Genomic DNA, 25138 nt, shown 5'->3' with positions numbered 1-25138 from the left:
TTACTCCACCGCCCCCACAACCGCCCGCACCCAGCGGACCGCGCGGTTGCGGCCGTCGCGCTTGGCCTTGTAGAGCGCGGCGTCGGCATGGCGCATCACCGTCGCCATGTCGCTGTCGTCCTCCGGCCAGGAGGCGATGCCGATGGAACAGCCGACGCGGACCATCTCGCCGTTGAACGACACCGGTTCGTTGACGGCGGCGATGATGCGGGACGCCAGTTCCCCGGTGTCGGGAGCAGGGCGCCCGGCGCGGCGGGGAAGCACGGCGGCGAACTCGTCGCCGCCCAGCCGGGCGACCACGTCGTCGTCGCGGAAGATGCTGGCCAGCCGGCCGCCGATCTGGCGCAGCACGGCGTCGCCGGCATCGTGGCCCAGCCGGTCGTTCACCGGCTTGAAGCCGTCCAGGTCGATGTACATCACCGTCGCCGATCCGCCGCCGCCGCCGGTCGACGCCTCGACATACTGTTCGAAATAGCGCCGGTTCGGCAGGGCGGTCAGCCGGTCCTCGTAGGCGATGTCCTCCAGCCGCATCAGGGCGGCGTCCTTGTTGGTCAAACCGTCCACCATGTCCCGCAGGGCCACCGACAGCCGGCGGATCTCCGCCGCGCCGCCGACCTCGGGGATCGCCACGCCGCGCTCGCCCTTGCCGATGCGCTCGGCGGCGTCGGCGATGGCGCCCAGCGGCCGGGCGATGCGTCCGGCGGCGAACCAGCCGATGCAGCTGAACAGCAGGGCCAGCACCGCGCCCGACCCGATGATCGTCATCCGCAAACGGTCGGTTTCGGCATAGACGATGTCGGCCGGCTGGCGGGCGACGACGGTCCAGCCCAGTCCGGCGTAATCGTGCAGCCCCTTGCCGTGGGCCACGCCGGTGACATAGGTCACGCCGTCGGGCCAGACCCCGCTGCTCCAGCCGTCATGCAGCCTGGTGGTCACCGCCGGCACCGGCAGCGGCTTGCCGACCGCCGAATCGGGACCGATCAGAACGGTGCCGTCGGCCGACAGGATGTAGAGCGTCAGCCCCTTGCGGTCGGACAAAGGCTCGATCAACTGCCGGATCGAGGCGTGGGCCCACTCCCAGCTGTAATGAGCCGCCAGCACGCCGACCACGGTGCCGTCCGCCGTCTGCAGCGGGGCGGACACATCGACGAATTTCGGCGTTTCGCCCTGCAGGTACTGTACCTTGCCGCGCAGAGCCACGGCTTCGTGCACGTCGCCGACGAACAGGCCCTTCATGCCTTCCTGATGGACCGGCCGGCTGGAGATGTCGGCCCCCAGCAGCAGCCCGTTGGCGGCGGCCACCACCCGGCCCTCCGCATTGGTCATGCCGATCCAGGCGATGGCCGGGTCGCGGCGCTTCAGCTCATCGATGGTCGATTGCGCCACCGCCGGGTCCTTCAGCGCTTCGATCCGCGACAGCGCGGCGATCTGGTTGGCGCGCGCCCACATGGTCGAATCGAGCTGCCGGGCGAGCGACTGCGCCAGCCCGGTCATCGAGTTGCCGATCTCCTTCGCCAGGGCGTCGGCGGCGCCGTTGCCGACGACCAGCCCCTTCACCAGCGTCGACCCGAGCAGCAGCAGCACCAGGATGACGGCCACCGTCACCTGCAGGCCGATGGCCCGGCGCGGCCTGCGGACCGGAATGCTGCGGGCCGCTGCGGTCCTGCCGCTTGCCTGTCCAAAGGGCGACATCGTGGCGGGATCCTTATCAAACGAACCCGGACAAGCCGGATGGGAGACGATCAGTGCAGACACTGTATCATCCCAGCCCTTTACAAAGGGTCAAGCGGAACCGCGGCGATGCATTTACAATGTAAAAGGGAAGGTTGCGCGGCGTTCGGCACGCCCCGGACGTACGTCAGCCAAAAAAGTTTGCGAAGCTGACTTTCAGCATATTGCGTAAAAGAGAAAAGGCCGCTAGCTATACAGCCGCGGCCCGAGTTTAGGGAGGAAACGCCTGAAAGGCGATCGAAACAACAAATAATGCTGCGTCGCCGAAAATCCAGCCCGATGTGGCTGGATTTTTCGTTTCAGCAGCAAGAATCTTCTTATTATGCGGTGCTGCCCCGGCGGAAGGGGGATTCCCCAAACGGTTGGTTGCGCTATCATGTCAGCCCAACGAACCATACAGTCGGGAAGAATCCTCATCATGAAACGGCGTGCGTTTCTCTCCAGCGCCGGTGTCGGCCTTGCCGCCGCCGGAACCGCCGCGACCATCGCGGCTCCGGCCATCGCCCAGACCTCCCAGCCGGAGATCAAGTGGCGCATGGCGTCGAGCTATCCCAAGAGCCTCGACACCATCTATGGCGCGGCGGAGTTCATCGCCAGGCGGGTGTCCGACGCCACCGACGGCAAGTTCCAGATCCGCACCTTCGCGGCCGGCGAGATCGTTCCGGCGCTGCAGGTGCTGGACGCCGTGCAGAACGGCACGGTCGAGTGCGGCCAGTCGGCGGCCTATTTCTATGTCGGCAAGGACCCGACCTTCTGCTTCGACACCGCCATGCCCTTCGGCCTGAACACGCGCCAGCACATCGCCTGGATGATGCATGGCGGCGGGCTGGAACTGATGCGGGAGGTGTTCAAGGATTACAACATCCACCACATCCCGGCCGGTAACACCGGCGCCCAGATGGGCGGCTGGTTCCGCAAGGAGATCAAGAGCCTGGACGATCTGAACGGCCTGAAGATGCGCATCGGCGGTCTGGTCGGCCAGATCCTGACGCCCTTCGGGCTGGTACCGCAGCAACTCGGCGGCGGCGACATCTACCCGGCGCTGGAACGCGGCACCATCGATGCGGCGGAGTTCGTCGGCCCCTACGACGACGAGAAGCTGGGCTTCTACAAGGTCGCCAAATACTATTACTACCCCGGCTGGTGGGAGGGTTCGGCCCAGATCCCGCTGATGTTCAACATGCAGGCCTGGGAACAGTTGCCGAAGTCCTACCAGACCATCCTTGAGCAGGCCTGCTGGGAGGCCAACGCCTGGATGATCGCCAAGTACGACACGCTGAACGCCTCGGCGCTGAAGCGGCTGGTCGGCGGCGGCGCCGTGCTGCGTCCCTTCCCGCGCGACATGATGCAGGCCTGCGAGAAGGCGGCGTTCGAATTTTACGACAAGCTCGCCGCCGGCAACCCGCGCTTCAAGAAGGTCTATGACGGCTGGAAGCCCTTCCTGGAGCAGGAGCGGCTGTGGTTCCGCGTCGCCGAGAACGGCTTCGACAGCTTCGTCTACAGCCAGTCGGCGCAGCGCTGAGTCGCGTCGCGGGGCGGATCGTGTGCGGCGATTCGCCCCGCCTTTCGCGGCAAACACTGATTTTCACGCCGCCGTATGTCTGCGATCTCGATCATCGGTCTTCTCAATCGCACGCGAAAGGAGCACACTGCCGGTCTAAGCGTGGGCATAGCCTTCGCAATTGCACAAAATTTCGGCAAAGCGTTGAATTGATCACGACATAGTCATTCCTCTTGTCTATTTTCTTAAACGCGTGGTACCGTCAGGGTCAGAAAGACGGACCGGGCCGGGGTGGCGTACCCGGATCCAGGTCGCCTGTGACGGGAGCGGACGGATGGACGGCGGGATGATCGCGACGACAGAGACCCTGGTGCGCTTTTCCGGGGTGCAGAAGACCTACGATGGCGAGCATCTCGTGGTGAAAAGCCTCGACCTCGACATCCGCAAGGGCGAATTCCTGACGCTGCTGGGGCCGTCGGGGTCGGGCAAGACCACCACGCTGATGATGCTGGCCGGGTTCGAGGTGCCGACCCATGGCGACATCTTCATCGGCGACCGGCCGATCAAGAACACGCCGCCGCACAAGCGCGACATCGGTATGGTCTTCCAGAACTACGCCCTGTTCCCCCACCTGACGATCGAGGAAAACGTCGCCTTCCCGCTGTCGGTGCGCGGCGTTCCGAAGGCGGAGGTCAAGGAGCGGGTGAAGGCCGCGCTCGACATGATCAAGCTCGGCAACCTCGCCAGCCGCCATCCCGGCCAGCTCTCCGGCGGCCAGCAGCAGCGCGTGGCGCTCGCCCGCGCCCTGGTCTTCAATCCCGCCCTGGTGCTGATGGACGAACCGCTGGGCGCGCTGGACAAGCGCCTGCGCGAGCATATGCAGCTGGAGATCAAGCGTCTGCACGAGACGATGGGCCTGACCGTCGTCTACGTCACCCATGACCAGGGGGAGGCGCTGACGATGTCCGACCGCATCGCGGTCTTCAACGACGGCATCGTCCAGCAGATCGACCGGCCGGATGCGCTGTACGAGCGGCCGGTGAACAGCTTCGTCGCCAACTTCATCGGCGAGAACAATGTCCTGAGCGGCGTTGTCGAAAATATCGAACAGGGCTGGGCGCGGGTGACGCTGGACGCCGGCGGTTCGGTGGTGGCGCAGGCGGTGAACATCGGCGGCGCCGGCAACCGCACCTCGCTGTCGCTCCGGCCGGAGCGCGTCGCCATCGAAACCGGTGACAGCGGTGACAGCAGCATGAACCGGCTGCCGGCGACGCTGACCGACCTGATCTATCTGGGCGACCACACGCTGGCGGTGCTGAGCACGCCGGCCAACCCGGAATTCATGGTCAAGCTGCCGGCCGGCTCCTATGCCGGTCTGGCGCCGGGCCAGGATGTCTACATCGCGTTCCGCCCGGAGGACTGCCGGGCGCTCGATCCGGTCTGAGGACGTGGTTCCTCGGCGCCAGGATGCCTTTCAGCAACAACAACCACGACGAATAAGGACGGGGAATCATGTCGAAGATTAAGGTGGCTCTCGGTTTCGCTGCGACCTTCACCGCCCTCACGGCCCTGGCTTCGGCCGCAAGCGCCCGCGACCTCACCGTCGTGTCGTGGGGCGGCGCCTATCAGGACGTCCAGAAGAAGGTGTATTTCGGTCCGTTCAAGGAGACCGGCACCCCGATGAACGACGAATCCTGGGACGGCGGCGTCGGCGTCCTGCGCGCCAAGGTCCAGGGCGGCGCCTCCACCTGGGACGTCGTGCAGGTCGAGAGCGAGGAACTGGCGCTGGGCTGCGACGAGGGCCTGTACGAGAAGCTGAACTATTCCAAGATCGGCGGCGAGGACATCTATCTGCCCTCCACGGTCAACCCCTGCGGCGTCGGCGCCATCGTCTATGACTTCGTTCTCGGCTACGACAAGGACAAGCTGAAGGACGCGCCGAAGAGCTGGGCCGATTTCTTCGACACCAAGAAGTATCCGGGCAAGCGCGGCCTGCGCCAGGGCGCCAAGACCACGCTGGAGATCGCGCTGATGGCCGACGGCGTCGCCCCGGCCGACGTCTACAAGGTGCTGAGCACCGACGCCGGTATCGACCGCGCCTTCAAGAAGCTCGACACCATCAAGAACGACATCGTCTGGTGGAAGGCCGGCGCCCAGCCGCCGCAGCTGCTGGCCTCGGGCGAAGTGGCGATGACCTCGGTCTACAACGGCCGCATCGACGCCGCCAACAAGAACGAGAAGAAGAACTTCGGCATGGTGTGGAACGGCGCGCTCTACACCATCGACAGCTGGGTAATCCTGAAGGGCAGCCCGAACGTTGATGCCGCCTACAAGTTCCTGAACTTCGTCGGCAAGGCGGAGAACCAGGCCAAGCTGTCCGAAGGCATCGCCTACGGCACGTCGAACAAGAAGGCCCCGTCGCTGCTGCCGAAGGCGGTGCTGGCCGACCTGCCGACCGCGCCGGACAACATGAAGAACGCGATCGAGATCAACACCGACTTCTGGCTGGAGAACATCGACCGCCTGACCGAACGCTTCAACAAGTGGGCGGCGAAGTAAGCACTTTGTTGTAACTCGCCCATTACCCCCTCTCCCCCCGCTCACGCGCAAACTTCGTTTGCGCTGACGCGACAGGCGGACCTCCGGTCCGCCGAAAGCGGGGAGAGGGTCGGGGTGAGGGGGACGCACAGCGGCACGCATCGGGCCCGGAAGCGCTTCCCACTTCAGTTTTTTGGCGGATCACTTCCCGCCCTTCGGTGACCGGACGCCCTGCGTCCCCCTCACCCTGACCCTCTCCCCGGGGGGGAGAGGGGATGGTGCGCAAGCGCCTTTTGCGTCTTCTCAACAGGACAATGCCGATGACAGCCGCCTTCGTTGCCGGCGCCGACGTGCCGTTGAAGCGTCGATTGAAACGGGCCGAGCGGGCCCGGCAGTTCCGTGCGCTGGGTCTGGTGCTGCCGCTGCTGGCCTTCCTGCTGTTCACCTTCGTCGTGCCGCTCGCCGGCATGATCTGGAAGTCGGTGGACGACTGGGAGGTGCCGCAGGCGATGCCGCAGACCGTCGCGGCGCTGGAGCATTGGAACGGCCAGGGCCTGCCCGACGAGGCCGCCTTCGCCGCGCTCGCCGCCGACGTCCGCGCCGCGTATGACGCCGGCACGCTGGCCGTCGCCGCCAAGCGGCTGAACTACATCGTCAACGGCTATCGCACCACGCTGCTCGCCACCGGGCGCAAGCTGAAGGAGCAGCCGGCTCCCGGCACCGCCAAGGAAACGCTGATCGCCCTCAACCCGGCTTGGGGCGAGCGCGAGAGCTGGACCGCGATCAAGAGCGCCAGCGGCCCGGTCACCAGCTATTACCTGCTGGCCGCGGTCGACCTGACCCGCAACGCCGACGGCGCCATCGTGCACGCCCCGGCGGACCAGTCGATCTACCGCGAGGTGTTCATGCGCACCTTCGAGATCGGCTTCGGCGTCACGGCGCTCTGCCTGATCCTCGGCTTCCCGGTGGCCTATCTGCTGGCGAACCTGCCGACCGGCCGGTCGAACCTGCTGATGATCTTCGTGCTGCTGCCCTTCTGGACCTCGCTGCTGGTGCGCACCTGCGCCTGGATCGTGATCCTGCAGAGCGAGGGCATCGTCAACGGCTCCCTGGAATGGCTGGGCATCATCGACGAGCCGATGCGGCTGATCTACAACCGCTTCGGCGTCTACATGGCGATGACCCATGTGCTGCTGCCCTTCATGATCCTGCCGCTCTACAGTGTCATGCGCGGCATCTCGCCGGCCTACATGCGGGCCGCCGCCTCGCTGGGCGCACCGCCGACGACCGCCTTCCTGCGCATCTACCTGCCGCAGACCATTCCGGGCATCGGCGCCGGCTGCCTGCTCGTCTTCATCCTGGCCATCGGCTACTACATCACGCCGGCGCTGGTCGGTGGGGCCGCCGACCAGATGATTTCGTCCTTCATCGCCTTCTACACCACGGAAACGGTCAACTGGGGCCTTGCCTCGGCGCTGGGTGCGGTTCTGCTGCTCTCGACGTTGGTGCTGGCGCTGGTCTACGGCAAGCTGGCGCTCGGCCGCCAGACGACGGGAGGTCTGAAGAATTGAGCGCGAACCACGCCCCCCAAACCGCCAGCCAGCGCATCGCCTGGATCGCCACGATCGTCGCCTCCACGCTGGTGTTCATCTTCCTGATGGCGCCGATCCTGGCGATCGTGCCGCTGTCGTTCAGCTCCAGCACCTACCTGACCTATCCGCTGCCCGGCCTGTCGCTGCGCTGGTACGAGGAATTCCTCAATTCGGCGCGCTGGATGAATTCGCTGAAGAACAGCTTCATCATCGGCATTTCGTCGGCGATGCTGTCGATGGCGCTGGGCACGCTCGCCTCGCTTGGTCTTGCCCAGTGGAAGAGCAAGTGGAAGCCGCTGATCCTGGCCGTCGTGCTGTCGCCGATGGTGGTTCCGGTGGTCATCACCGCGGTCGGCGTCTATTTCTTCTTCGCGCCGCTGGGGCTGACCGGCAACTATCTCGGCCTGATCCTGGTGCACACCGCGCTGGCGACGCCCTTCGTCGTCATCACCGTGTCGGCGACGCTGCAGAGCTTCGACATGACGCTGGCCCGCGCCGCCGCCTCGCTGGGGGCGCCGCCGCTGCTGACCTTCCGCAAGGTGATCCTGCCGCTGATCCTGCCGGGTCTGGCGTCGGGCGCGCTGTTCGCCTTCGCCACCAGCTTCGACGAGGTGGTGACGGTGCTGTTCCTCGCCGGGCCTGAACAGCGCACCTTGCCGCGAGAGATGTTCAGCGGCATCCGCGAGAACATCAGCCCGACCATCACCGCGGTGGCGGTGGTGCTGACGGTGATCTCGGTCTTCATGCTGTCGACGCTGGAAATCCTGCGCCGGCGCAACGAGCGGCTGAAGGGGAATGTGGGGTAAAGTGGTCGCTGATGACCCCCACCCTAACCCTCCCCCGCTGGGCGGGGGAGGGGACCAGTGCTGATGTGGGAGGGTGGCGGCAGTCCCTCCCCCGCTCAGCGGGGGAGGTTAGGTGGGGGTCTAACTCAGCGGCCTCACAAATACGGCGGCGTGCAGGCGCTGATCAGCTCGCATTCCACCTCGCCGATGTTGCGGAACCGATGGGGCACGCGGCTGTCGAAGAAATAGGCGTCGCCGGGGCCGAGAAGCTGCTTGCGGTCACCCACCGTCAGCTCGATCTGTCCCTTGATGACGATGCCGCCTTCTTCCGATTCGTGTTGCAGCATGGTGCGGCCGGTGTCGGCGCCGGGGGCGTAGCGTTCGTGGAGGATCTGCAGGTTGCGGCTGCGCAGGTCGCCCACCTGCCGGAAGGAAACCTGGCCGACGGTGCCCTTCAGCTCGCCGGCCAATTCGATCAGTTCGTCGCCCTTGAAGAAAATCTGCTCGGGCGGCGGCAGATCGTCGGAGGAGAAGAATTCGGCCAAGGTCATCGGGATGCCCTGAAGCACCTTGCGCAGCGACGACACCGACGGACTGCTGCGGTTCTGCTCGATCAGAGAGATCGTGCCGTTGGTCACTCCGGCCCGCTGGGCGAGCGCCCGCTGCGACAGCCCGTGCTGTTCGCGGATCTGCTTCAACCTGGCGCCGACATCGAATTCCATCACCGGACTCCTGCTCCACACCCGTCTAGGCAATAGCCCATCCGCGCAACCCCGTCATCAGAATATGAACAGCTAAACAGGGGTTGTTTAATTTATTAAACATGGTAGGCTTCTGTCCAAGGTCCAGGCCCCCGTGCAGGAAACCCTTGATCGGCAAGGATATTTCCATCGGGCGCGGCCGGACGGTTCCACAATCCTCATCCAGGGCGGATCGAACATGCTGTCGCTGAACGACCAGGGCCTTCTCCGAACCAAGGGCTACGTGAACGGTGCGTGGCGCGCGGCCGATTCCGGGAAGAGCTTCCCGGTCACCAACCCCGCCACCGGCGCCGTCATCGCCGAGGTGTCCGACATGGGCGCCGCCGAGACGCGCGAGGCGATCGACGCCGCCAACGCCGCCCTGCCGGCGTGGAAGGCCAAGACCGCCAAGGAGCGCGCGGCCATCCTGCGCCGCTGGTACGACCTGATCCTCGCAGCCCAGGAGGATCTGGCCCAGCTGATGACCGCCGAGCAGGGCAAGCCCCTGACCGAATCGCGCGGCGAGGTCATCTACGGCGCCTCCTTCATCGAGTGGTTCGCGGAGGAGGGCAAGCGCGCCTACGGCGACGTCATCCCCAGCTTCGCCGCCAACAAGCGCATCGTCGTCCTGAAGGAGGCCATCGGCGTCGTCGCGGCGATCACGCCGTGGAACTTCCCGAACGCCATGATCACCCGCAAGGTCGCGCCGGCACTGGCCGCCGGCTGCACCGTGGTGGTCAAGCCGGCCGAGGACACCCCGCTGTCGGCGCTGGCCCTGGCCGAGCTGGCCGAGCGCGCCGGTTTCCCCGCCGGCGTCTTCAACATCGTGATGGGCCGCGATCCGGTCGCCATCGGCCATGAGCTGACCCACAGCCCGATCGTCCGCAAGGTCAGCTTCACCGGCTCGACCGAGGTCGGCAAGCTGCTGATGCGGCAGGCCGCCAGCACGGTCAAGAAGGTGTCGCTGGAACTGGGCGGCAACGCCCCCTTCATCGTCTTCGACGACGCCGACCTGGACGAGGCGGTCAAGGGCGCCATGGCGTCGAAGTACCGCAATGCCGGCCAGACCTGCGTCTGCGCCAACCGCCTGCTGGTCCAGGCCGGCGTCTATGACGCCTTCGCCGCCAAGCTGGCCGAGGCGGTCAAGGCGCTGAAGGTCGGCAACGGCGCCGAGCCGGGCGTCACCCAGGGTCCGCTGATCAACGCCGACGCCGTCGCCAAGGTGGAAGAGCTGATGGGCGACGCGCTGGAGAAGGGCGCCAAGGTCGCGCTCGGCGGCAAGCGCCACGCGCTGGGCGGCACCTTCTTCGAGCCGACCATCCTGACCGGCATCACCACCGAGATGCGCGTCGCCCGCGAGGAGATCTTCGGCCCGGTCGCCCCGCTGTTCAAGTTCGAGACGGAAGAGGACGCCATCCGCATGGCGAACGACACCGAGTTCGGCCTTGCCGCCTACTTCTACAGCCGCGACATCGGCCGCGTCTGGCGCGTGGCGGAAAAGCTGGAATACGGCATCGTCGGCATCAACGAAGGCATCATCTCGACCGAGGTGGCCCCCTTCGGCGGCGTCAAGGAGTCCGGCATCGGCCGCGAAGGCTCCAAGTACGGCCTCGATGATTTCATGGAAGTCAAATATCTCTGCGTCGGCCTCGGCGCCTGACCCCCCCAAGGGAAAAGACAAAGGAAAAGCGAAAATGAGCACCAACCAGTCCTTCGTCGCCCGTCGCGAGGCCGCCGTCTCCCGTGGCATTTCCGCCGGCATGCCCTTCTACATCGACCGCGCCGAGAACGCCGAGATGTGGGACATCGAGGGCAAGCGCTTCATCGACTTCGCCGGCGGCATCGCGGTGCTGAACACCGGCCACCGCCACCCGAAGGTGATGGAGGCGGTGAAGGCGCAGTTGGAGCGCTTCACCCACACCTGCGCGATGGTCACGCCCTATGACAGCTTCGTCGAACTGGCGGAGAAGCTGAACGCGCTGGTCCCCGGCCCGACGCCGAAGAAGACCGCCTTCTTCACCACCGGCGCCGAGGCGGTGGAGAACGCCGTGAAGGTCGCCCGCGCCGCCACCGGCCGCGCCGCCGTCGTCGCCTTCTCCGGCGGCTTCCACGGCCGCACGCTGCTGACCATGGGCCTGACCGGCAAGGTCGTGCCCTACAAGGTCGGCTTCGGTCCCTTCCCGGCCGACATCTACCATGTGCCGTTCCCCAACGCCTATCGCGGCATCAGCGAGGCGGAGAGTCTGAAGGCGCTGGACACCCTGTTCAAGTCCGACGTCGATCCGGGCCGCGTCGCCGCGATCATCATCGAGCCGGTGCAGGGCGAGGGCGGCTTCAACATCGCCAGCCCGTCCTTCCTGCAGGCGCTGCGCGCGGTCTGCGACAAGCACGGCATCGTCATGATCGTCGACGAGATCCAGACCGGCTTCGCCCGCACCGGCAAGATGTTCGCCGTCGAGCATGCCGGGATCGAGCCGGACCTCGTCACCATGGCGAAGAGCCTGGCCGGCGGCTTCCCGCTGTCGGCGCTGACCGGCAAGGCGGCGCTGATGGACGCCCCGGTTCCGGGCGGCCTGGGCGGCACCTATGCCGGCAGCCCGTTGGCGACCACCGCCGCGCTGGCCGTCATCGACGTCATCGAGGAAGAGAAGCTGATCGAGCGCGCCGAGACTCTCGGCGAGCGCATCGCCGGCCGCTTCCGCACCATGGCCCAGCGCAACAGCCTGTCGGTGATCGGCGACGTCCGCAACCTGGGCGCCATGGTCGCCATGGAACTGGTGACCGACCGCGAGACCAAGGAGCCGGCGGCCGACCTGACCAAGGCGCTGGTCGCCAAGGCGGCGGAAAAGGGCCTGATCCTGCTGTCCTGCGGCACCTACGCCAACGTCATCCGCATCCTGGTCCCGCTGACCGCCTCGGACGCCCTGGTCGACGAAGGCCTGGACATCATCGAGCGTTCCCTGGAAGAACTGGTGTCGGCGTAACCAGACTCCCTCTCCCGTCCCGGGAGAGGGAAGGGGCCCAAGCGAAGCTTGGGAAGGGTGAGGGGTGATCCAAGGATAGGATCCATGTCCGGATCACCCCTCACCCTCCCGCCTTCGGCGGGTCCCTCCCTCTCCCGGGGCGGGAGAGGGCTATAAGAATCACAGGAGGAGCAAACCTTGGCCGGACCCTTGTCGCACATCCGGGTGCTGGAGCTGTCGCGCGTTCTCGCCGGGCCGTGGTCGGCGCAGACGCTGGCCGATCTCGGCGCCGACGTGATCAAGGTGGAACGGCCGGGCGCCGGCGACGACACCCGTGCCTGGGGTCCGCCCTGGGCCGGCGACCAGTCGGCCTATTTCCTGTCGACCAACCGCGGCAAGCGCTCCATCACCATCGACTTCGAACGGCCGGAGGGCCAGGAGCTTGTCCGCAAGCTTGCCGCCCAGGCCGATGTCGTCATCGAGAATTTCAAGGTCGGCGGGCTGGTCAAGTACGGCCTTGACTATGACAGCCTGAAGGCGGTCAACCCGCGGCTGGTCTATTGCTCGATCACCGGCTTCGGCCAGACCGGGCCGTACCGCAACCGCGCCGGCTACGACTTCATGATCCAGGGCATGGGCGGGCTGATGAGCATCACCGGCCAGCCGGATGGTGAGCCGGGCGGCGGCCCGGTCAAGGTCGGCGTCGCGGTGACCGACATCTTCACCGGCCTCTACGCGACCATCGGCATCATGGGTGCACTGGCTCACCGCGACCGCACCGGCGAGGGGCAGCAGGTCGATCTGGCATTGCTCGACGTGCAGGTGGCGGTGCTGGCCAACCAGGCGATGAACTGTCTGGTCGGCGGCAAGGCGCCGCAGCGGCTCGGCAACGCCCACCCGAACATCGTGCCCTATCAGGCCTTCGCCACCCGCGACGGCTACATCATCCTGGCGGTCGGCAACGACGGACAGTTCGCCAAGTTCTGCACGGTCGCCGGCCGTCCCGAACTGGCTCGGGATGAGCGCTACGCCACCAACCCGGCCCGCGTCGCCAACCGCAAGGAGCTGGTGGCATTGCTGGAGGAGCTGATCCGCACCCGCGACAGCCACGACTGGCTGAGCGCGCTGGAAGAGGTCGGCGTGCCCTGCGGCCCGATCAACGATTTGACCGCGGTGTTCGAGGACCCGCAGGTGAAGGCCCGCAACATCCATCAGGATCTGCCGCACCCGACCCAGGGCAGCGTGCCGACGGTGGCGAGCCCGATCCGTTACAGCGGCACCCCGCTGGTGCACGACACCGCCCCGCCGACATTGGGCCAGCACACCGACACGGTGCTGGCGGAGTCTCTTGGCCTGAGCGAGGCCGACATCACGGCCCTGCGCGAGAAGGGCGTGATCTGACCACAGTAAGGGGAGCCGGAAAGCGCCAACTTTCCGGCCCCATCCTCAGAACTCGGTCACCACGGTCACGCCGGCGACCTCGAACCTGTCCATGTTGACCAGGGCGTCGATCGACTGTTCCAGCGTGATCGTCCGGCCGATCAGCTTCTCCGGCGCCAGCTTGCCCGACCGCATCATCTCCAGCATCGCGTCATAGCGGTAAGCCTGCATGCCGTGGCTGCCGAGGATTTCCAGCTCATTGGCGATGACGCGGCTCATCGGAATGGCGGGGGTGCTGTTCTCAGCCAGCATCAGGCCGACCTGCACATGCTTGCCGCGCTTGCGCAGGTTGCTGATCGAATTGAAGCAGGTGGTGGGATGGCCCAGCGCGTCGAGCGAGACATGGGCGCCGCCGCGCGTGATCCCGATGACCGCTTCGGCGACCTCCCCGACCTCCGACGCGTTCACCGTGGCGACAGCCCCCAGCGCGCGGGCCAGGGCGAGCTTGTCCTCCGAGATGTCGATGGCGACGACATTGGCGCCCACGGCATTGGCGATCATGATCGCCGACAGGCCGACTCCGCCGCAGCCGTGAACGGCCACCCACTGACCCGCTGACGCCTTGCCCTGGTCGATGACGGCGCGGAAGGAGGTCACGAAGCGGCAGCCGAGGCTGGCGGCGGTGGTGAAGTCCATCGTCTCCGGCAGCCCGACCAGATTGATGTCCGCCTGATGCAGGCCGACATATTGCGCGAAGGACCCCCAATGGGTGAAGCCGGGCTGGAACTGCCGGTCGCAGACCTGATGATTGCCGGAATGGCATTCGGGACAGGCGCCGCAGCCGCCGACGAACGGGACCGTCACCCGGTCGCCGACCTTCCATTTCGTCACGTCCTTGCCGACCGCCTCGATGATGCCGGCCAGTTCATGACCGGGCACATGCGGAAGCCGGATGTCGGGGTCATGGCCGACCCAGCCGTGCCAGTCGCTGCGGCAAACCCCGGTCGCCATCACCTTGACGACGACGCCATGCGGCTCCGGCGTCGGATCGGGCACGGTCATGATTTGGGGCGGTGCGGAAAACGCCTCGTAGACCACCGCTTTCATCGGGATTCTCCTGCTGGATTATCCCGGCATTCTACGGTGACGACGCTGAAATTGCCTTTCAATTGAAGAAGCGCCGGTCCGGAGATATGAAGGGTTCTTTCGCAATCATTCCTATTCCTGCAGGAAATCCCCGCAATGGACGCGCTCGATAAAATGGATGCCGCGATCGTGGACCGGCTGCAGCAGGATGGCCGTCTGTCCAACGCCAGGCTCGCCGAGCAGCTGGCGCTGAGCGAGGCGTCCTGCTGGCGCCGCCAGAAGCGTCTGGAGGACAGCGGGGTCATCAAGGGCTATCAGGCGGTGCTCGACCGCCGGAAGCTGGGCTTCGGGGTGATGGCCTTCGTGCAGATCGTCTGCACCCAGCATGGCGAGGAGGTGACCGCGGCGTTCGAGGCGGTCATCCGGGCCTGCCCCTATGTGCTGGGTTGCCACAACACCACCGGGGAGGCGGATTTCCTGCTGATCGTCGTCGCGCGCGATCTCGACGATTACAGCAGGTTCGTGGACAAGGTCCTGAGGAAGCTTCCGGGCGTCGCCAGCATCCGCTCGAACCTGTCCCTGCGCGAGATGAAGGCGACGAACAGGCTTCCCGTCATCGGGTAGAGCGGCATTTTCGATGGTGTGCGACGCGGCTCTACCCAAAGGTGGGGCGGGAAAAGGTCCGTACACGGGGCAGACCTTTCCCCAGAACAGAAGGAACGACGCGTCCGTCAGGCCGCGCGAACGCCTCGGAGGAACTCGTCGACCGCGGAGCTGAGCGTCCTGGCTTCGCGCGACAGCTCTCCGGCGGCGTCCAGAACCTGACCCGCCATGCTGCCGCTGAGGCTGGCGGCCTTCTGCACCTCAATGACGTTGGTGGAGACCTCCATGGTGCCGGAGGCCGCCTGGGTCACGTTGCGCGAGATTTCTCCGGTCGCCGCGTTCTGCTCCTCGACCGCCGAGGCGATCGCGGTGGCGATCCCGCTCATCTGCGTGATCGTTGCACCGATCCCCTTGATCGCGTCGACGGCTTCGGTGGTCACCGCCTGCATCGTCGCGATCTGCGCTGCGATCTCGTCGGTCGCGCGGGCGGTCTGGGTGGCGAGATTCTTCACCTCCGAAGCGACCACGGCGAAGCCCTTGCCGGCGTCGCCCGCCCGTGCCGCCTCGATGGTGGCGTTCAGGGCCAGCAGGTTGGTCTGGCCGGCGATGCTCTGGATCAGCGTCACCACTTCGCCGATCTTCTGTGCGGCGTTGGCCAGACCGGCGACGGTGTCGTTGGTCCGTTCCGCATCCTTGACCGCCTGGGCGGAGATCTGCGACGAGGTGCTGACCTGCTTGGAGATTTCAAGCAAGGATGCCGACATCTCTTCGGTGGCGGCGGCAACGGTCTGGACGTTGGCCGAGGTCTGTTCGGCGGCGGCGGCGGAGGCGCTGGCCTGATGGCTGGTCTGCTCTGCCGTTCCGACCATTGTCGTAGCGACCGACTGCATGTTGCCCGATGCCGTGGCGACGCTTTCCACCACGCCTTTGACGCTGGCTTCGAAACTCCGGGCCAGCGCCGCCATGGATGCCTTGCGGTCCGCCTCCGCCTTCGCTTTCAATTGCTCCTGCTCGGCCTCCAGGCGGGCATTCTCGATGGCGTTCCGCTTGAACACTTCGACGGCCTTCGCCATGGCGCCGATCTCGTCGCGACGCTCCTGCCCCTCGATCTGCACGCCGTTGTCGCCGGCGGCCAGCCGTCCCATGACGGCGGTCATGCCGCGGATCGGCGTGGCGATGCCGCGCGACAGCACGATGCCGGCCGCCATGGCGAGGATGATCATGGCTCCGCCGCCGGCAAAATTGACGGTGTAGGAGGTGGAGAAGGCTTCGGCTTGATCGACGGCGCGTTTGATGAGCAGATCGCGCTCCATCTTGTCGATCTCCGCGATTATGCCGCGTAGGCCATCTATCGCCGATTTCCCCGCGCCGGAGGCTTCCAGTGCGCGCGCCTGCTCGCGGGTTTCAGGCTTGGCCATCAATTCGATCTCCTTCTCGACGACCGTGGTCAACCACGTCCGGTAAAAGTGATCGACTTCGGCGAAGCGTGCCTGCTGCGTCGGGTTGTCCGCCGTCAGCCGCTTCGCCTTGGCAAGGGACTCCGCATAGCGGCGCTGGCCCTCCCGATAGGGCTCCAGGAACTTATCGTCGCCGGCGATCAGATAACCGCGGACGCCGGTTTCCTGGTTCACCACGGATCCCAGGATCCTGGAGACCTCTTCGAGCACCTCGTAGGTGTGGGTCGTCCAACCGCTCGACGTCTCGATGAACGAAAGCTTCGAATAGCTGGAGAAAGCGACGGCCAAGGCGATTGCAACCATAGATGCGAATGCGCCTGAAATCTTCTTGGAGATCGACAGATTTGCAAGGATGAACATTGTCTCTTTCTCTCCCGACCCATACGCGCAAGAGTGCGTTGGGTGTTTTGCATCTTAAGGCAGCAACAGAAAAAACTAAAATGACAACATAGTTCTCTGTTGCCGGCATTTATCACCTATAGTACCGATAAAATTAAAGCGCTGTTAAAAACAGATATATGAGTTTCCTTTAGGTGGTTTGTTAATTTTCTATTGGATCTATGAGCAATGTTCATTTTTTTAATTCTCTCAGTAATAAAGATATCCAGATTTCGAATCTATGATCCATAAATTTGACCGGAAGTTTCGCAACCAAAGTCATTTTGTTTCACGGTGGCGGCAGCACTTGGTTTCGCCGTGGAGCGAGAGTTGCTCCTTGCCCGGCGATTGGGGGCGAAGCGGCGGCGGCCGGCGTGCGCCAGCACCCATTCGTCATTGCTCCCGCCATCTGCGGAGGGGTTGCGTTCGATCGCCAATCCCGCAATATGCCGACCCCGCAACCGGCTCATTTGCAGGCCACGGCCTGTGGCTTTCAAAATCCGCCCTCAACCAACCCCGGATCCCTCCATGACCGCGGCCCCCGCGACCGACACGCGCCTCGGCATCCTGATGATGCTGGGCGGCATGACGCTGTTCACGCTGAACGACGCGCTCGGCAAATGGCTGGTGGCCGACCATCCGGTCGCCATGCTACTTGCGGTCCGCAGCCTGTTCGGGCTGGCGGTGCTGGCGCCGATGATCTGGCGCGAAGGTGTCGCCGCGGTCTTCGCCGTCGACCGGCTGCCGCTGCACGTCCTGCGTGTGCTGCTGATGACGGTGGACGTCGCCTGCTTCTATTGGGCAGTCGGCTATCTGCCCTTGGCCGACGTGATGACCATCTACATGTCGGCGCCGCTGATCGTCACCGCGCTGTCGGTGCTGGTCCTGGGGGAAAGCGTCGGCTGGCGTCGCTGGGTTGCGGTGCTGGTCGGCTTCGTCGGCGTCGTCATCGTGCTGAACCCGACCGGCCGGTTCGACCTGTGGCCGTCACTGGTGGCGCTGATGGGCGCCTTCATCTTCTCCTGTGGCGTGATCTCCACCCGCGTTTTGCGCTCCGCCTCCAGCCTGACACTGGTCGGCAACCAGATGGTCGGCGGACTGCTGATCGGCGGGGTGACGCTGCCCTGGACCTGGGAGGCGCCGGGCTGGCTCGGCTTCGTCCTGCTGGGGCTGCTGGGCGTCACGGCGCTGGCCGGCCACGCCATGATGAACCGCTCGCTGCAGCTCAGCCCGGCCGCGGTGGTGGTGCCGTTCCAGTATGTGTCGATCCTGTGGGCGGTGATCCTCGACCTCGCCGTCTGGGGCACCGCGCCCACCGCCCGCATGGGGGTGGGGGCGGCGCTGATCATCAGCAGCGGCCTGTTCATCGTCTATCGCGAACAGCGCGTGAAGCGCGGCGTGGTGGCCGAAGGGGTGACGGAGGTGCCGTGAGGCGCCCGCCTCATCCCCCGAAGAAGCGCGGCACCAGCCTGACCGTCAGCGGATCCAGCGGGCGCCAGCCATAGTCGCGGATGACGTCGTTGGCCTCCACCGGCCGCCGCCCGTCCGCCAGCGACCATGTGATGTGGTAGGTGGAGCCGTCCGGCCGGTCGCTGGTACCGTCGATGGCGACGACCAGCGCCTGCACCCCCTCGCCGTCGTCGGCGCAGCCGATCACCTCGGCCAGGGTGGCGGTGGGCAGAGGGTCCTGCGGGCCGGCGCCGAACTGCAGGGTCACATGGTCGGCGACCAGCCGTTCATAGCGCGGCGGGACCAGGGCCAGCAGGCGCCCGCGCTCGTCGGCCGGCAGTTCCCACCCGGTATATCCCGATCCCATCCCCAATTCCCCTAAGCCGAAAGGTGCCGGCACATGTCACCGCCGGCCGGCGTTCATGATCCCGTCCATGATCTTATTCGCTTCCGCCGGCCCGGCAATCAACTCGATCATGCGGATGGCGGTGTAGCCGGTGCGGGCGTTGCCGGCGGGGCCGGCCAGTTCCTTCTGCGCCCGTTCCGTCAGCGAGGCGGTGGTCTTCTGCGTCATCTCCCGCAGCTCGCCGCGCAACCCCAGCGAATCGGCGATGGTCGCGCATTTGCGCAGCGCCCGCGCGTGGTTCTCCGCCTGGGCCAGCTGGGCCCGTCCCTCGCGACCGCCGCCGCCGCCGTCCAGCGCGCCGATGGCCGCGACGATGCCGGCGTCTGCGTCCTGCAGCACCTGGGTTTTCACCATGGCGTGGACGGAGTTGCGGACCTGCTTCAGCCGCTGGTCGAAGTCCTTGTTGCGGCTCTGCTCCATCGCCGCGCGGGTGGCGTCCAGGCTGGCGACGAGGTCGAGCGCCAGATCGGCCACCGCCATCCGGTCGGCATTCTCGGCGCTCTGCCCGGCCCGCGAGCGGTCCTCGATCTGGGCGACGACGGTGCCGCTCAGCGACATGAACAGCGCGGCGCGCTCGGCAGATTTCTGCCCCAGATCCATGTCCCACAGCCCGCTCAGCAGCGCCGACGGGTTGGTCAGCCGCGACGCGGCCAGCAGCACGAAGATCTTCAGCGCGTCCGGCCGGACGCGGGACAGCCGCCGGCCGATGGTCTGGATCGCCTCGACATGGTCGGCGTGCAGCTTCGGCACCGGCTTCGGCGACAGCGCCGCCTTCAGCTCCGCCACCTCGGGCGCGATCGACAGGATGACGGCGATGTCGGCCAGCGCCCGCGTCCGGTTGGGGTTCATCCGCAGGTCCAGCGGTTCGCTGAAATGCCCGGCCACCGCCCCCTCGGCGATCTTCGCCACCGCCGCCGCGCATTCGGTCCAGAACGCCTCGCACAGCGCCTTGCGCTCCGGCCCCTCCTGCAGGGCGGGGCGGTAGGCGCGCAGCCGGTCCTTGCCGATCTCCGCCTCGACCAGCGGCCACAGGCTGTTCATCAGCGACCGCTCGATCACGCTCAGCGGCACCGGGTCGGCCTTGCCCAGTGCTTCGAACAGGTCCTCGAACGGATCGCAGAACAGGCGCTTCAGGGTCGGGCGACGGCTCAGCCGCAACTCCACCAGCCGCGGGCGGATGACGGCGATGGTGCGCTGGATGTCGGGATGGTCGTTCATCTGCTCCAGCAGGCCGACCACCTGGCGGAACTTGGCCTCGTCGATGTCCAGCAGCTTGTCACCCAGCGCGACCAGATCCCTCATCTCCATGGTCAGGCGGCCTTCCCTTTGATCGTTTCGATCCGCATGACCAGATCGACGTCCAGTTGGCCGCTGCGCCAGTCGACATAGGCGCGTACGGAGCGCTTGTGGCTGCTGATCAGCTTGTCGGCCATCATCGACTGGTCGGCGCGGCCTTCGTCCTTCGGCAGCAGGGGGATGACGCGGAAGATGTCGTGGACGGCCATGTCCTGGCTGTGGCGGTCCTGGGTCTGCGCGTCGCTCCACAGCAGGATCAGGTATTCCCAGCCGTCGAGCAGCCAGGACAGCCGGCTCGACGCCTTGCGGATCAGCGCCCGCTTGGTCTCCCACTGGCGCAGCAGGGTCTCGAACGACGCCATCGCCTGGTCGAGCTGGCCGATGACGTTGCGGGCATGGTTGACCGTGTGTTCTGCCACCTCGGCGCAGAAGCCGCCGATGGGCGCCGCCTCCGACACGTTGTCGGTCGCCCAGTCGGTCATGCTGTCGCGGAAGCCCTGCAGGTCGCGCATCAGCCGCCGCAGCCGCGCCGGCTTGGGCGAGCTGGCCAGCCCGATCGACTCCATCAGCACCGCCAGCTCGGCGATGCGGCCATACAGCTCGGTCGGCTCCAGCGCCAGCCGCTGCGCCGCCTTCATCATCAGGTCGCGGGTCAGCTTCTGCCCCTCGGCGGAGGTCAGGCCGACCCGCAGGATCTCCGTCGATTCCAGACCGACCGCCTTCAGCGCCTCGACGATCAGCTGATAGTTGATGAGCAGCCGCTGCTCCTCGTCGTCGCTCAGCGCCGCTTCGGCCGCCGCCACCGCCCCGCCGCCGGCCAGCCCGCAGCGCGCCGCCTCCAGCACCGCCTTGCGGATGTCGTCGGGCGAGCAGCCGTCGGCCTTGGCGATCAGATCGTGCAGCATCCGGTCATGAACCGTCATCGGGAAGGCCAGCGGCAGCGACTTCCACGGTACCACATAGACGCCGCGCCCTTCCGACAGGTTGGGCACAAGTACCTCCAACTGGTCGCGGCTGTCCTTGCGCACCCGGGTCTGGGCCAGGACCGGCGTGGTGAAGGCCACCGCGGCACCGCGTTCCTCGAAGGTGGAGGGGGCGAAATTGGTCAGGGAACGCATCGTGTCTGCGGCCGTGGCTGCTGGAAAATGGTGGAACCGGGTGGTCGGTTGATTACGGCGCCGCGATGCTGAATTTTGCGTTAAATCCAATATAAGCTTCAACGGAAATATATCACCTTCGGGCGATGGGACTGGATCTCTCGCGGTACCCCCCGCCTCCAGCCTCCACCGATGCGCCCCCTCATCCGTTGTCCGGATCAGGGACGGAGCACGGAGGGACGGCGGAATGGCGGCGGGGGCGGGATCGGTGTTCAAATGGATCGGCTACGGGCTGCTCGGCCTCGTCGGTCTCGTCGTCGTCGCGGTCGGCGCGGTGGTGCTGCTGTTCGATTGGAACGACGCCCGCGGCTTCGTCGCGCGTCACGCCTCGTCCGCGCTGAACCGGGAGGTCGCCATCGACGGCGACCTGCGCGTCCATCTCGGCAACCCGATCCGCATCCATCTGGAAGGTCTGCGCGTTGCCAACGCCGATTGGGCGCAGGACAAGACGATGGCGGAGATCGAGGTTCTCGACGCCACGCTGCGTCCCTGGCCGCTGCTGCGCGGCGACTGGGAACTGCCGGAGCTGAAGTTCCAGGGTCCGAAGCTGATCCTGGAAAAGAACGGGAAGGGCGAGGCCAACTGGAATTTCGGCCCGCCGAATGCGGAGAAGGAGGTGGCGAAGGAGGCCGCGACCCCCGACAAGCGCGGTGACCTCCCGGTGATCGAACGGCTGGTGATCGCCGACGGCACCATCCGCTACCGCGACCCCACCAGCGACATCGACATCGACAACACCATCAACACCGCGACCGGCGGCAACGACGACGACACGGTCGAACTGAAGGGCAAGGGCAGTTTCGCCGGCAAGCCCTTCACCCTGGCGGCCACCGGCGCCTCGCTGCTGTATCTGCGCGACAACCCGAAGCCCTACCCGCTGAAGATCGACGCCGCAATCGGCAAGACCAAGGGCCACATCGAGGGCTCCATCGCCGAACCGGTGAAAATGGAGGGCGTCGACCTGTCGGTGGCGCTCAGCGGTCCCGACATGGCGGAGATCTTCCCCATTGTCGGGATTCCGACTCCGAAGACCCGTGCCTATTCCATCGAAGGCCACCTGTCGCGCGAGGGCGACCTCTGGGCCTTCCGCAGCATGGCGGGCAAGGTCGGCGAGAGCGACCTGTCCGGCGACCTGTCGGTCAAGACCGGGGGCGAGCGGCCGCTGGTGAAGGCCGACCTCACCTCCAAACGGCTGGCGGCGCAGGATCTCGCCGGTCTGGTCGGCGCCTCCCCGCGCGGCAGCGACGACTACCCGACCCGCGGCAAGGGCGGGGTGATTCCGGCCACGCCGATCCCGGTGGAAAAGCTGCGCAACACCGACATGGACGTCCGCCTGCGCGGCAAGCGGGTGGAGGCGCCCTTTGCGCCGCTCGACGACCTCGACATGCGGGTGCGGCTGAACGCCGGCGACCTTCGCTTCGATCCGCTGTCGCTGGGAATCGGCGGCGGGCGGATCGCCGGAACGGTGGAGGTGGACGGCAGCCGCAAGGTGCCGGCGATGCGCACCAACCTGGACATCCGCGCCATGAAGCTGTCGACCTTCTTCAGCGAGACCGCGCTGGCCGGGCAGATCGGCGGCACGGTTGCCGGGCGCATCCAGCTTGCCGGCACCGGAAAGACGGTGGCCGACCTGCTGGCGACCTCCGACGGCAAGATCGGCGTCGCGGTGGACGGCGGCCGGGTCACCAGCCTCGCGGTCAAGGGGCTGAAGACCAACATCCTGGAAACGCTGGGAGTCGCCATTTCCGGGTCCGAGCCGATGCCCTTCAACTGCCTGGTCGGCAACATGGCGGTGGAGAACGGCATCGCGCAGGTCCAGGCGCTGGTGCTCGACACGCCGGAAACGCTGGTCACCGGCAAGGGGCGGATCAACCTGCGCAACGAGGCGCTGGACCTGCGGATCGTCGGCGACGCCAAATCGCCGCAGGTCTTCGCCACCCATGTCCCGGTGCTGGTCGGCGGGACGCTTGGCAACCCCGACATCGGCGTCGATCCCACCGAGTCGGCGGCGCGCGGCGCGGCGGCGGTGGCGCTGGGCGTGCTGCTGACGCCGCTGGCCGGGGTGCTTCCCTTCCTTGACCCAGGCAGTGATGAGCAGCCACAGTGTGGCCGGCTGGTGCGGGATGCCCGCTCTCCCGAGAAGGGAGGGCAGGCGTCCGGCAAGTCGGGCAATGGCCGCGGGGAAGGGAAGGCGTCGGGATCGGCGCGCTGACCGGACGCAAACCCGCATCCATCCTGTCCGATCCGGCCACCGTGTAGGCCAGGAAGGACGCCGTCCCTGCCCATGACCATCGACCAGATGTTATCCTTCGGCATCATCGGCGCGGTGATCGCGCTGCTGATCTGGGACCGGCTGCGCTACGACCTCGTCGGCATGCTGGCGCTGCTGACTTCGGTCGCGGCGGGAATCGTGCCGGCCCGGGAAGCCTTCCAGGGCTTCTCCGACGACATCGTCATCATCGTCGGCTCGGCCCTGGTGGTCAGCGCCGCCGTCGGCCGATCGGGGGTGGTGGAGGCGGCGATGCGCCCGCTGACCACGCGCATGACCAGCGTCTGGACCCAGGTGGCGATGCTGGCCGGCGCGGTGACCATGCTGTCTGCCATCGTCAAGAACATCGGCGCGCTGGCCATCTTCATGCCCATCGCGCTGCAGGTTGCCCGGCGCAGCGGCACGCCGGTCTCGCTGCTGCTGATGCCGATGGCCTTCGGCTCGCTGCTGGGCGGCCTGATGACGCTGGTCGGCACCTCGCCCAACATCATCGTCTCGCGCGTCCGGGCGGAGATGACGGGCCAGCCCTTCCACATGTTCGATTTCACGCCGGTCGGGCTGGTGATCGCAGTGTTCGGAGTCGCCTTCCTGTCGGTCGGCTACCGTCTGCTGCCGAAGGGCAGGGCGGCGGGGGCGGGGCCGGCCTTCAACATCGACGATTATACGGCGGAGGCGCGGCTGCCCGCCGGCTCGCAGTTCGTCGGCCGCACCGTGGCGGAGCTGGAGCATTTCGGCGAGAGCGAGGTGACCGTCGCCGCCATCGTGCGCGAGAACTATCGCCGCTATGTTCCGTCCGGCCATTGGGTGCTGTTCGCCGGCGACATCCTGGTGCTGGAGGGCGACACCGCGGCGCTGGCCGAACTGGTCAAGCGCGCCGGCCTGCGCATGATGCAGGACAAGGACCAGGACGGTGTCGAGAACGAGGACGACATCGCCGTGGTCGAGGCGGTGGTGGAGCAGCGCTCCGCCATGATCGGCCACAGCATCGAGGAGGTGAACCTGCGCGAGCGTTTCGGCGCCAACCTGCTGGCGCTCAGCCGGCGCGGCCGGCCGATCCGCCAGCGCCTGCGCCGCGTCCGCCTGCAGTCGGGCGATCTGGTGGTGCTGCAATGCCGCCGGGCCGCCGTGGCCGACACGCTGGCGGAGCTGGGCTGCCTGCCGCTGGCCGAGCGCAACCTCGGCATCGGCCGCACGCCAAAGCGGGCGGCGGCGGTGGCGGTTCTGGGGCTTACCGTGTTTCTGATCGCCACCGGGATGGTTCCGGTCGCCATCGGCTTCTTCGGGGCGGCGGTGGCGATGACCGCGCTGAAGGTGGTCAGCCTGCGCGAGGCCTATGAAGCCATCGAATGGCCGATCCTGGTCCTGCTGGGATCGCTGATCCCGGTCAGCGAGACCTTGCGCACCACCGGCGGGACCGAGCTGATCGCCGGCTTCCTGTCGGAGGCGTCGCAGGGGCTGCCGCCCATCGGCTCGCTTGCCATGATCATGGTGGCGGCGATGGCGGTGACGCCCTTCCTGAACAACGCCGCGACCGTGCTGGTGATGGCGCCGATCGGCGCCAGCCTCGCCACCCATCTCGGGCTCCGGCCCGACGCCTTCCTCATGGCGGTGGCCATTGGGGCCGGCTGCGACTTCCTGACCCCCATCGGGCACCAGTGCAACACGCTGGTGATGGGCCCCGGCGGCTACCGCTTCGGCGATTACTGGCGGCTCGGCCTGCCGCTGTCGATCATGGTGGTGGTGATCGGCACCGCCGCCATCGCCCTGTTCTGGCCGCTGGTGCCGCGCTGAAAAACGGGTCCGTTCA

At 66.6% G+C, this 25138-nt stretch carries 19 protein-coding genes; 12 read left to right on the top strand and 7 right to left on the bottom strand.

Going from position 1 to position 25138, the window contains the following annotated elements; genetic code table 11:
- Positions 1 to 1692, bottom strand: a complete 1692-nt coding sequence (locus B9N97_RS09935; protein WP_085085858.1) for a GGDEF domain-containing protein — start codon at positions 1690 to 1692, stop codon at positions 1 to 3.
- Between the two features lie 457 nt (positions 1693 to 2149).
- On the opposite strand from B9N97_RS09935, the gene B9N97_RS09930 reads away from it, so the two are divergent.
- From B9N97_RS09930 to B9N97_RS09910, 5 genes are all read left to right on the top strand, one after another.
- The gene (locus B9N97_RS09930) at positions 2150 to 3253 is read left to right on the top strand and encodes a TRAP transporter substrate-binding protein (protein ID WP_085085856.1); all 1104 of its coding nucleotides are present in this window, start codon (positions 2150 to 2152) and stop codon (positions 3251 to 3253) included.
- Between the two features lie 313 nt (positions 3254 to 3566).
- Positions 3567 to 4676: an ABC transporter ATP-binding protein gene (locus B9N97_RS09925; RefSeq protein WP_085085854.1), complete on the top strand. Its 1110-nt coding sequence runs from the start codon at positions 3567 to 3569 to the stop codon at positions 4674 to 4676.
- A gap of 68 nt (positions 4677 to 4744) precedes the next feature.
- The gene (locus tag B9N97_RS09920) at positions 4745 to 5791 is read left to right on the top strand and encodes an ABC transporter substrate-binding protein (RefSeq protein WP_085085852.1); all 1047 of its coding nucleotides are present in this window, start codon (positions 4745 to 4747) and stop codon (positions 5789 to 5791) included.
- A 299-nt stretch (positions 5792 to 6090) separates the two neighbouring features.
- Entirely contained in the window at positions 6091 to 7341 is a 1251-nt protein-coding gene (locus B9N97_RS09915) for an ABC transporter permease (RefSeq protein ID WP_085085850.1), read from the top strand.
- Positions 7338 to 8168 (top strand): ABC transporter permease, encoded by an 831-nt coding sequence (locus B9N97_RS09910; RefSeq protein WP_085085848.1) that lies wholly within the window; start codon positions 7338 to 7340, stop codon positions 8166 to 8168. Before B9N97_RS09915 ends, B9N97_RS09910 begins: the two co-directional genes overlap by 4 nt.
- Before the next feature lie 134 nt (positions 8169 to 8302).
- On the opposite strand, the gene B9N97_RS09905 is transcribed toward B9N97_RS09910, so the two are convergent.
- The gene (locus tag B9N97_RS09905) at positions 8303 to 8869 is read right to left on the bottom strand and encodes a cupin domain-containing protein (protein WP_014249644.1); all 567 of its coding nucleotides are present in this window, start codon (positions 8867 to 8869) and stop codon (positions 8303 to 8305) included.
- Between the two features lie 217 nt (positions 8870 to 9086).
- Between B9N97_RS09905 and B9N97_RS09900 the strand changes: the two genes are divergently transcribed.
- The 3 genes from B9N97_RS09900 to B9N97_RS09890 all read left to right on the top strand — a co-directional run bounded on the left by B9N97_RS09900 (position 9087) and on the right by B9N97_RS09890 (position 13251).
- On the top strand, positions 9087 to 10547 hold the full coding sequence (locus B9N97_RS09900) for an NAD-dependent succinate-semialdehyde dehydrogenase (RefSeq protein ID WP_208621188.1): 1461 nt from the start codon (positions 9087 to 9089) through the stop codon (positions 10545 to 10547).
- Between the two features lie 34 nt (positions 10548 to 10581).
- Complete coding sequence (gabT, locus tag B9N97_RS09895; protein WP_085085846.1) at positions 10582 to 11871, top strand: 4-aminobutyrate--2-oxoglutarate transaminase; 1290 nt, start codon at positions 10582 to 10584, stop codon at positions 11869 to 11871.
- Between the two features lie 177 nt (positions 11872 to 12048).
- Positions 12049 to 13251, top strand: coding sequence for a CaiB/BaiF CoA transferase family protein (locus B9N97_RS09890; protein WP_085085844.1), 1203 nt, complete (start codon positions 12049 to 12051; stop codon positions 13249 to 13251).
- Positions 13252 to 13296: 45 nt separating this feature from the next.
- Here the strand turns inward: B9N97_RS09890 and B9N97_RS09885 are convergent, their stop codons facing one another.
- The gene (locus B9N97_RS09885) at positions 13297 to 14337 is read right to left on the bottom strand and encodes a zinc-dependent alcohol dehydrogenase family protein (protein ID WP_085085842.1); all 1041 of its coding nucleotides are present in this window, start codon (positions 14335 to 14337) and stop codon (positions 13297 to 13299) included.
- Between the two features lie 135 nt (positions 14338 to 14472).
- Here B9N97_RS09885 and B9N97_RS09880 point away from each other — a divergent pair, with 135 nt between their 5' ends.
- Positions 14473 to 14940 carry an Lrp/AsnC family transcriptional regulator gene (locus B9N97_RS09880; RefSeq protein WP_085085840.1) on the top strand — a complete coding sequence of 156 codons (468 nt, stop codon included), beginning with the start codon at positions 14473 to 14475 and terminating at the stop codon, positions 14938 to 14940.
- 107 nt (positions 14941 to 15047) lie between these two features.
- Here B9N97_RS09880 and B9N97_RS09875 read toward each other — a convergent pair whose 3' ends face one another.
- Complete coding sequence (locus tag B9N97_RS09875) at positions 15048 to 16664, bottom strand: CHASE3 domain-containing protein (protein WP_348520080.1); 1617 nt, start codon at positions 16662 to 16664, stop codon at positions 15048 to 15050.
- 618 nt (positions 16665 to 17282) lie between these two features.
- Here B9N97_RS09875 and B9N97_RS09870 point away from each other — a divergent pair.
- A complete protein-coding gene (locus tag B9N97_RS09870) occupies positions 17283 to 18185 on the top strand; it encodes a DMT family transporter (protein ID WP_085085836.1) in 903 nt (300 codons plus the stop codon).
- 10 nt (positions 18186 to 18195) lie between these two features.
- Here B9N97_RS09870 and B9N97_RS09865 read toward each other — a convergent pair whose 3' ends face one another.
- The 3 genes from B9N97_RS09865 to B9N97_RS09855 are packed head-to-tail and all read right to left on the bottom strand — an operon-like array spanning position 18196 to position 21023.
- Positions 18196 to 18570 carry a hypothetical protein gene (locus B9N97_RS09865; RefSeq protein WP_085085834.1) on the bottom strand — a complete coding sequence of 125 codons (375 nt, stop codon included), beginning with the start codon at positions 18568 to 18570 and terminating at the stop codon, positions 18196 to 18198.
- 36 nt (positions 18571 to 18606) lie between these two features.
- On the bottom strand, positions 18607 to 19917 hold the full coding sequence (locus B9N97_RS09860) for a hypothetical protein (protein ID WP_085085832.1): 1311 nt from the start codon (positions 19915 to 19917) through the stop codon (positions 18607 to 18609).
- 2 nt (positions 19918 to 19919) lie between these two features.
- Complete coding sequence (locus B9N97_RS09855) at positions 19920 to 21023, bottom strand: hypothetical protein (RefSeq protein WP_085085830.1); 1104 nt, start codon at positions 21021 to 21023, stop codon at positions 19920 to 19922.
- Between the two features lie 226 nt (positions 21024 to 21249).
- Between B9N97_RS09855 and B9N97_RS09850 the strand changes: the two genes are divergently transcribed.
- The gene (locus B9N97_RS09850; RefSeq protein ID WP_085085828.1) at positions 21250 to 23274 is read left to right on the top strand and encodes an AsmA family protein; all 2025 of its coding nucleotides are present in this window, start codon (positions 21250 to 21252) and stop codon (positions 23272 to 23274) included.
- Between the two features lie 72 nt (positions 23275 to 23346).
- Complete coding sequence (locus B9N97_RS09845; protein ID WP_085085826.1) at positions 23347 to 25122, top strand: SLC13 family permease; 1776 nt, start codon at positions 23347 to 23349, stop codon at positions 25120 to 25122.
- The last annotated feature ends 16 nt before the right edge of the window (positions 25123 to 25138 follow it).

Source organism: Azospirillum oryzae (assembly GCF_900177515.1).
Taxonomy (GTDB): domain Bacteria; phylum Pseudomonadota; class Alphaproteobacteria; order Azospirillales; family Azospirillaceae; genus Azospirillum; species Azospirillum oryzae_A.
This window is presented reverse-complemented; position numbering and strand designations above follow the sequence as displayed.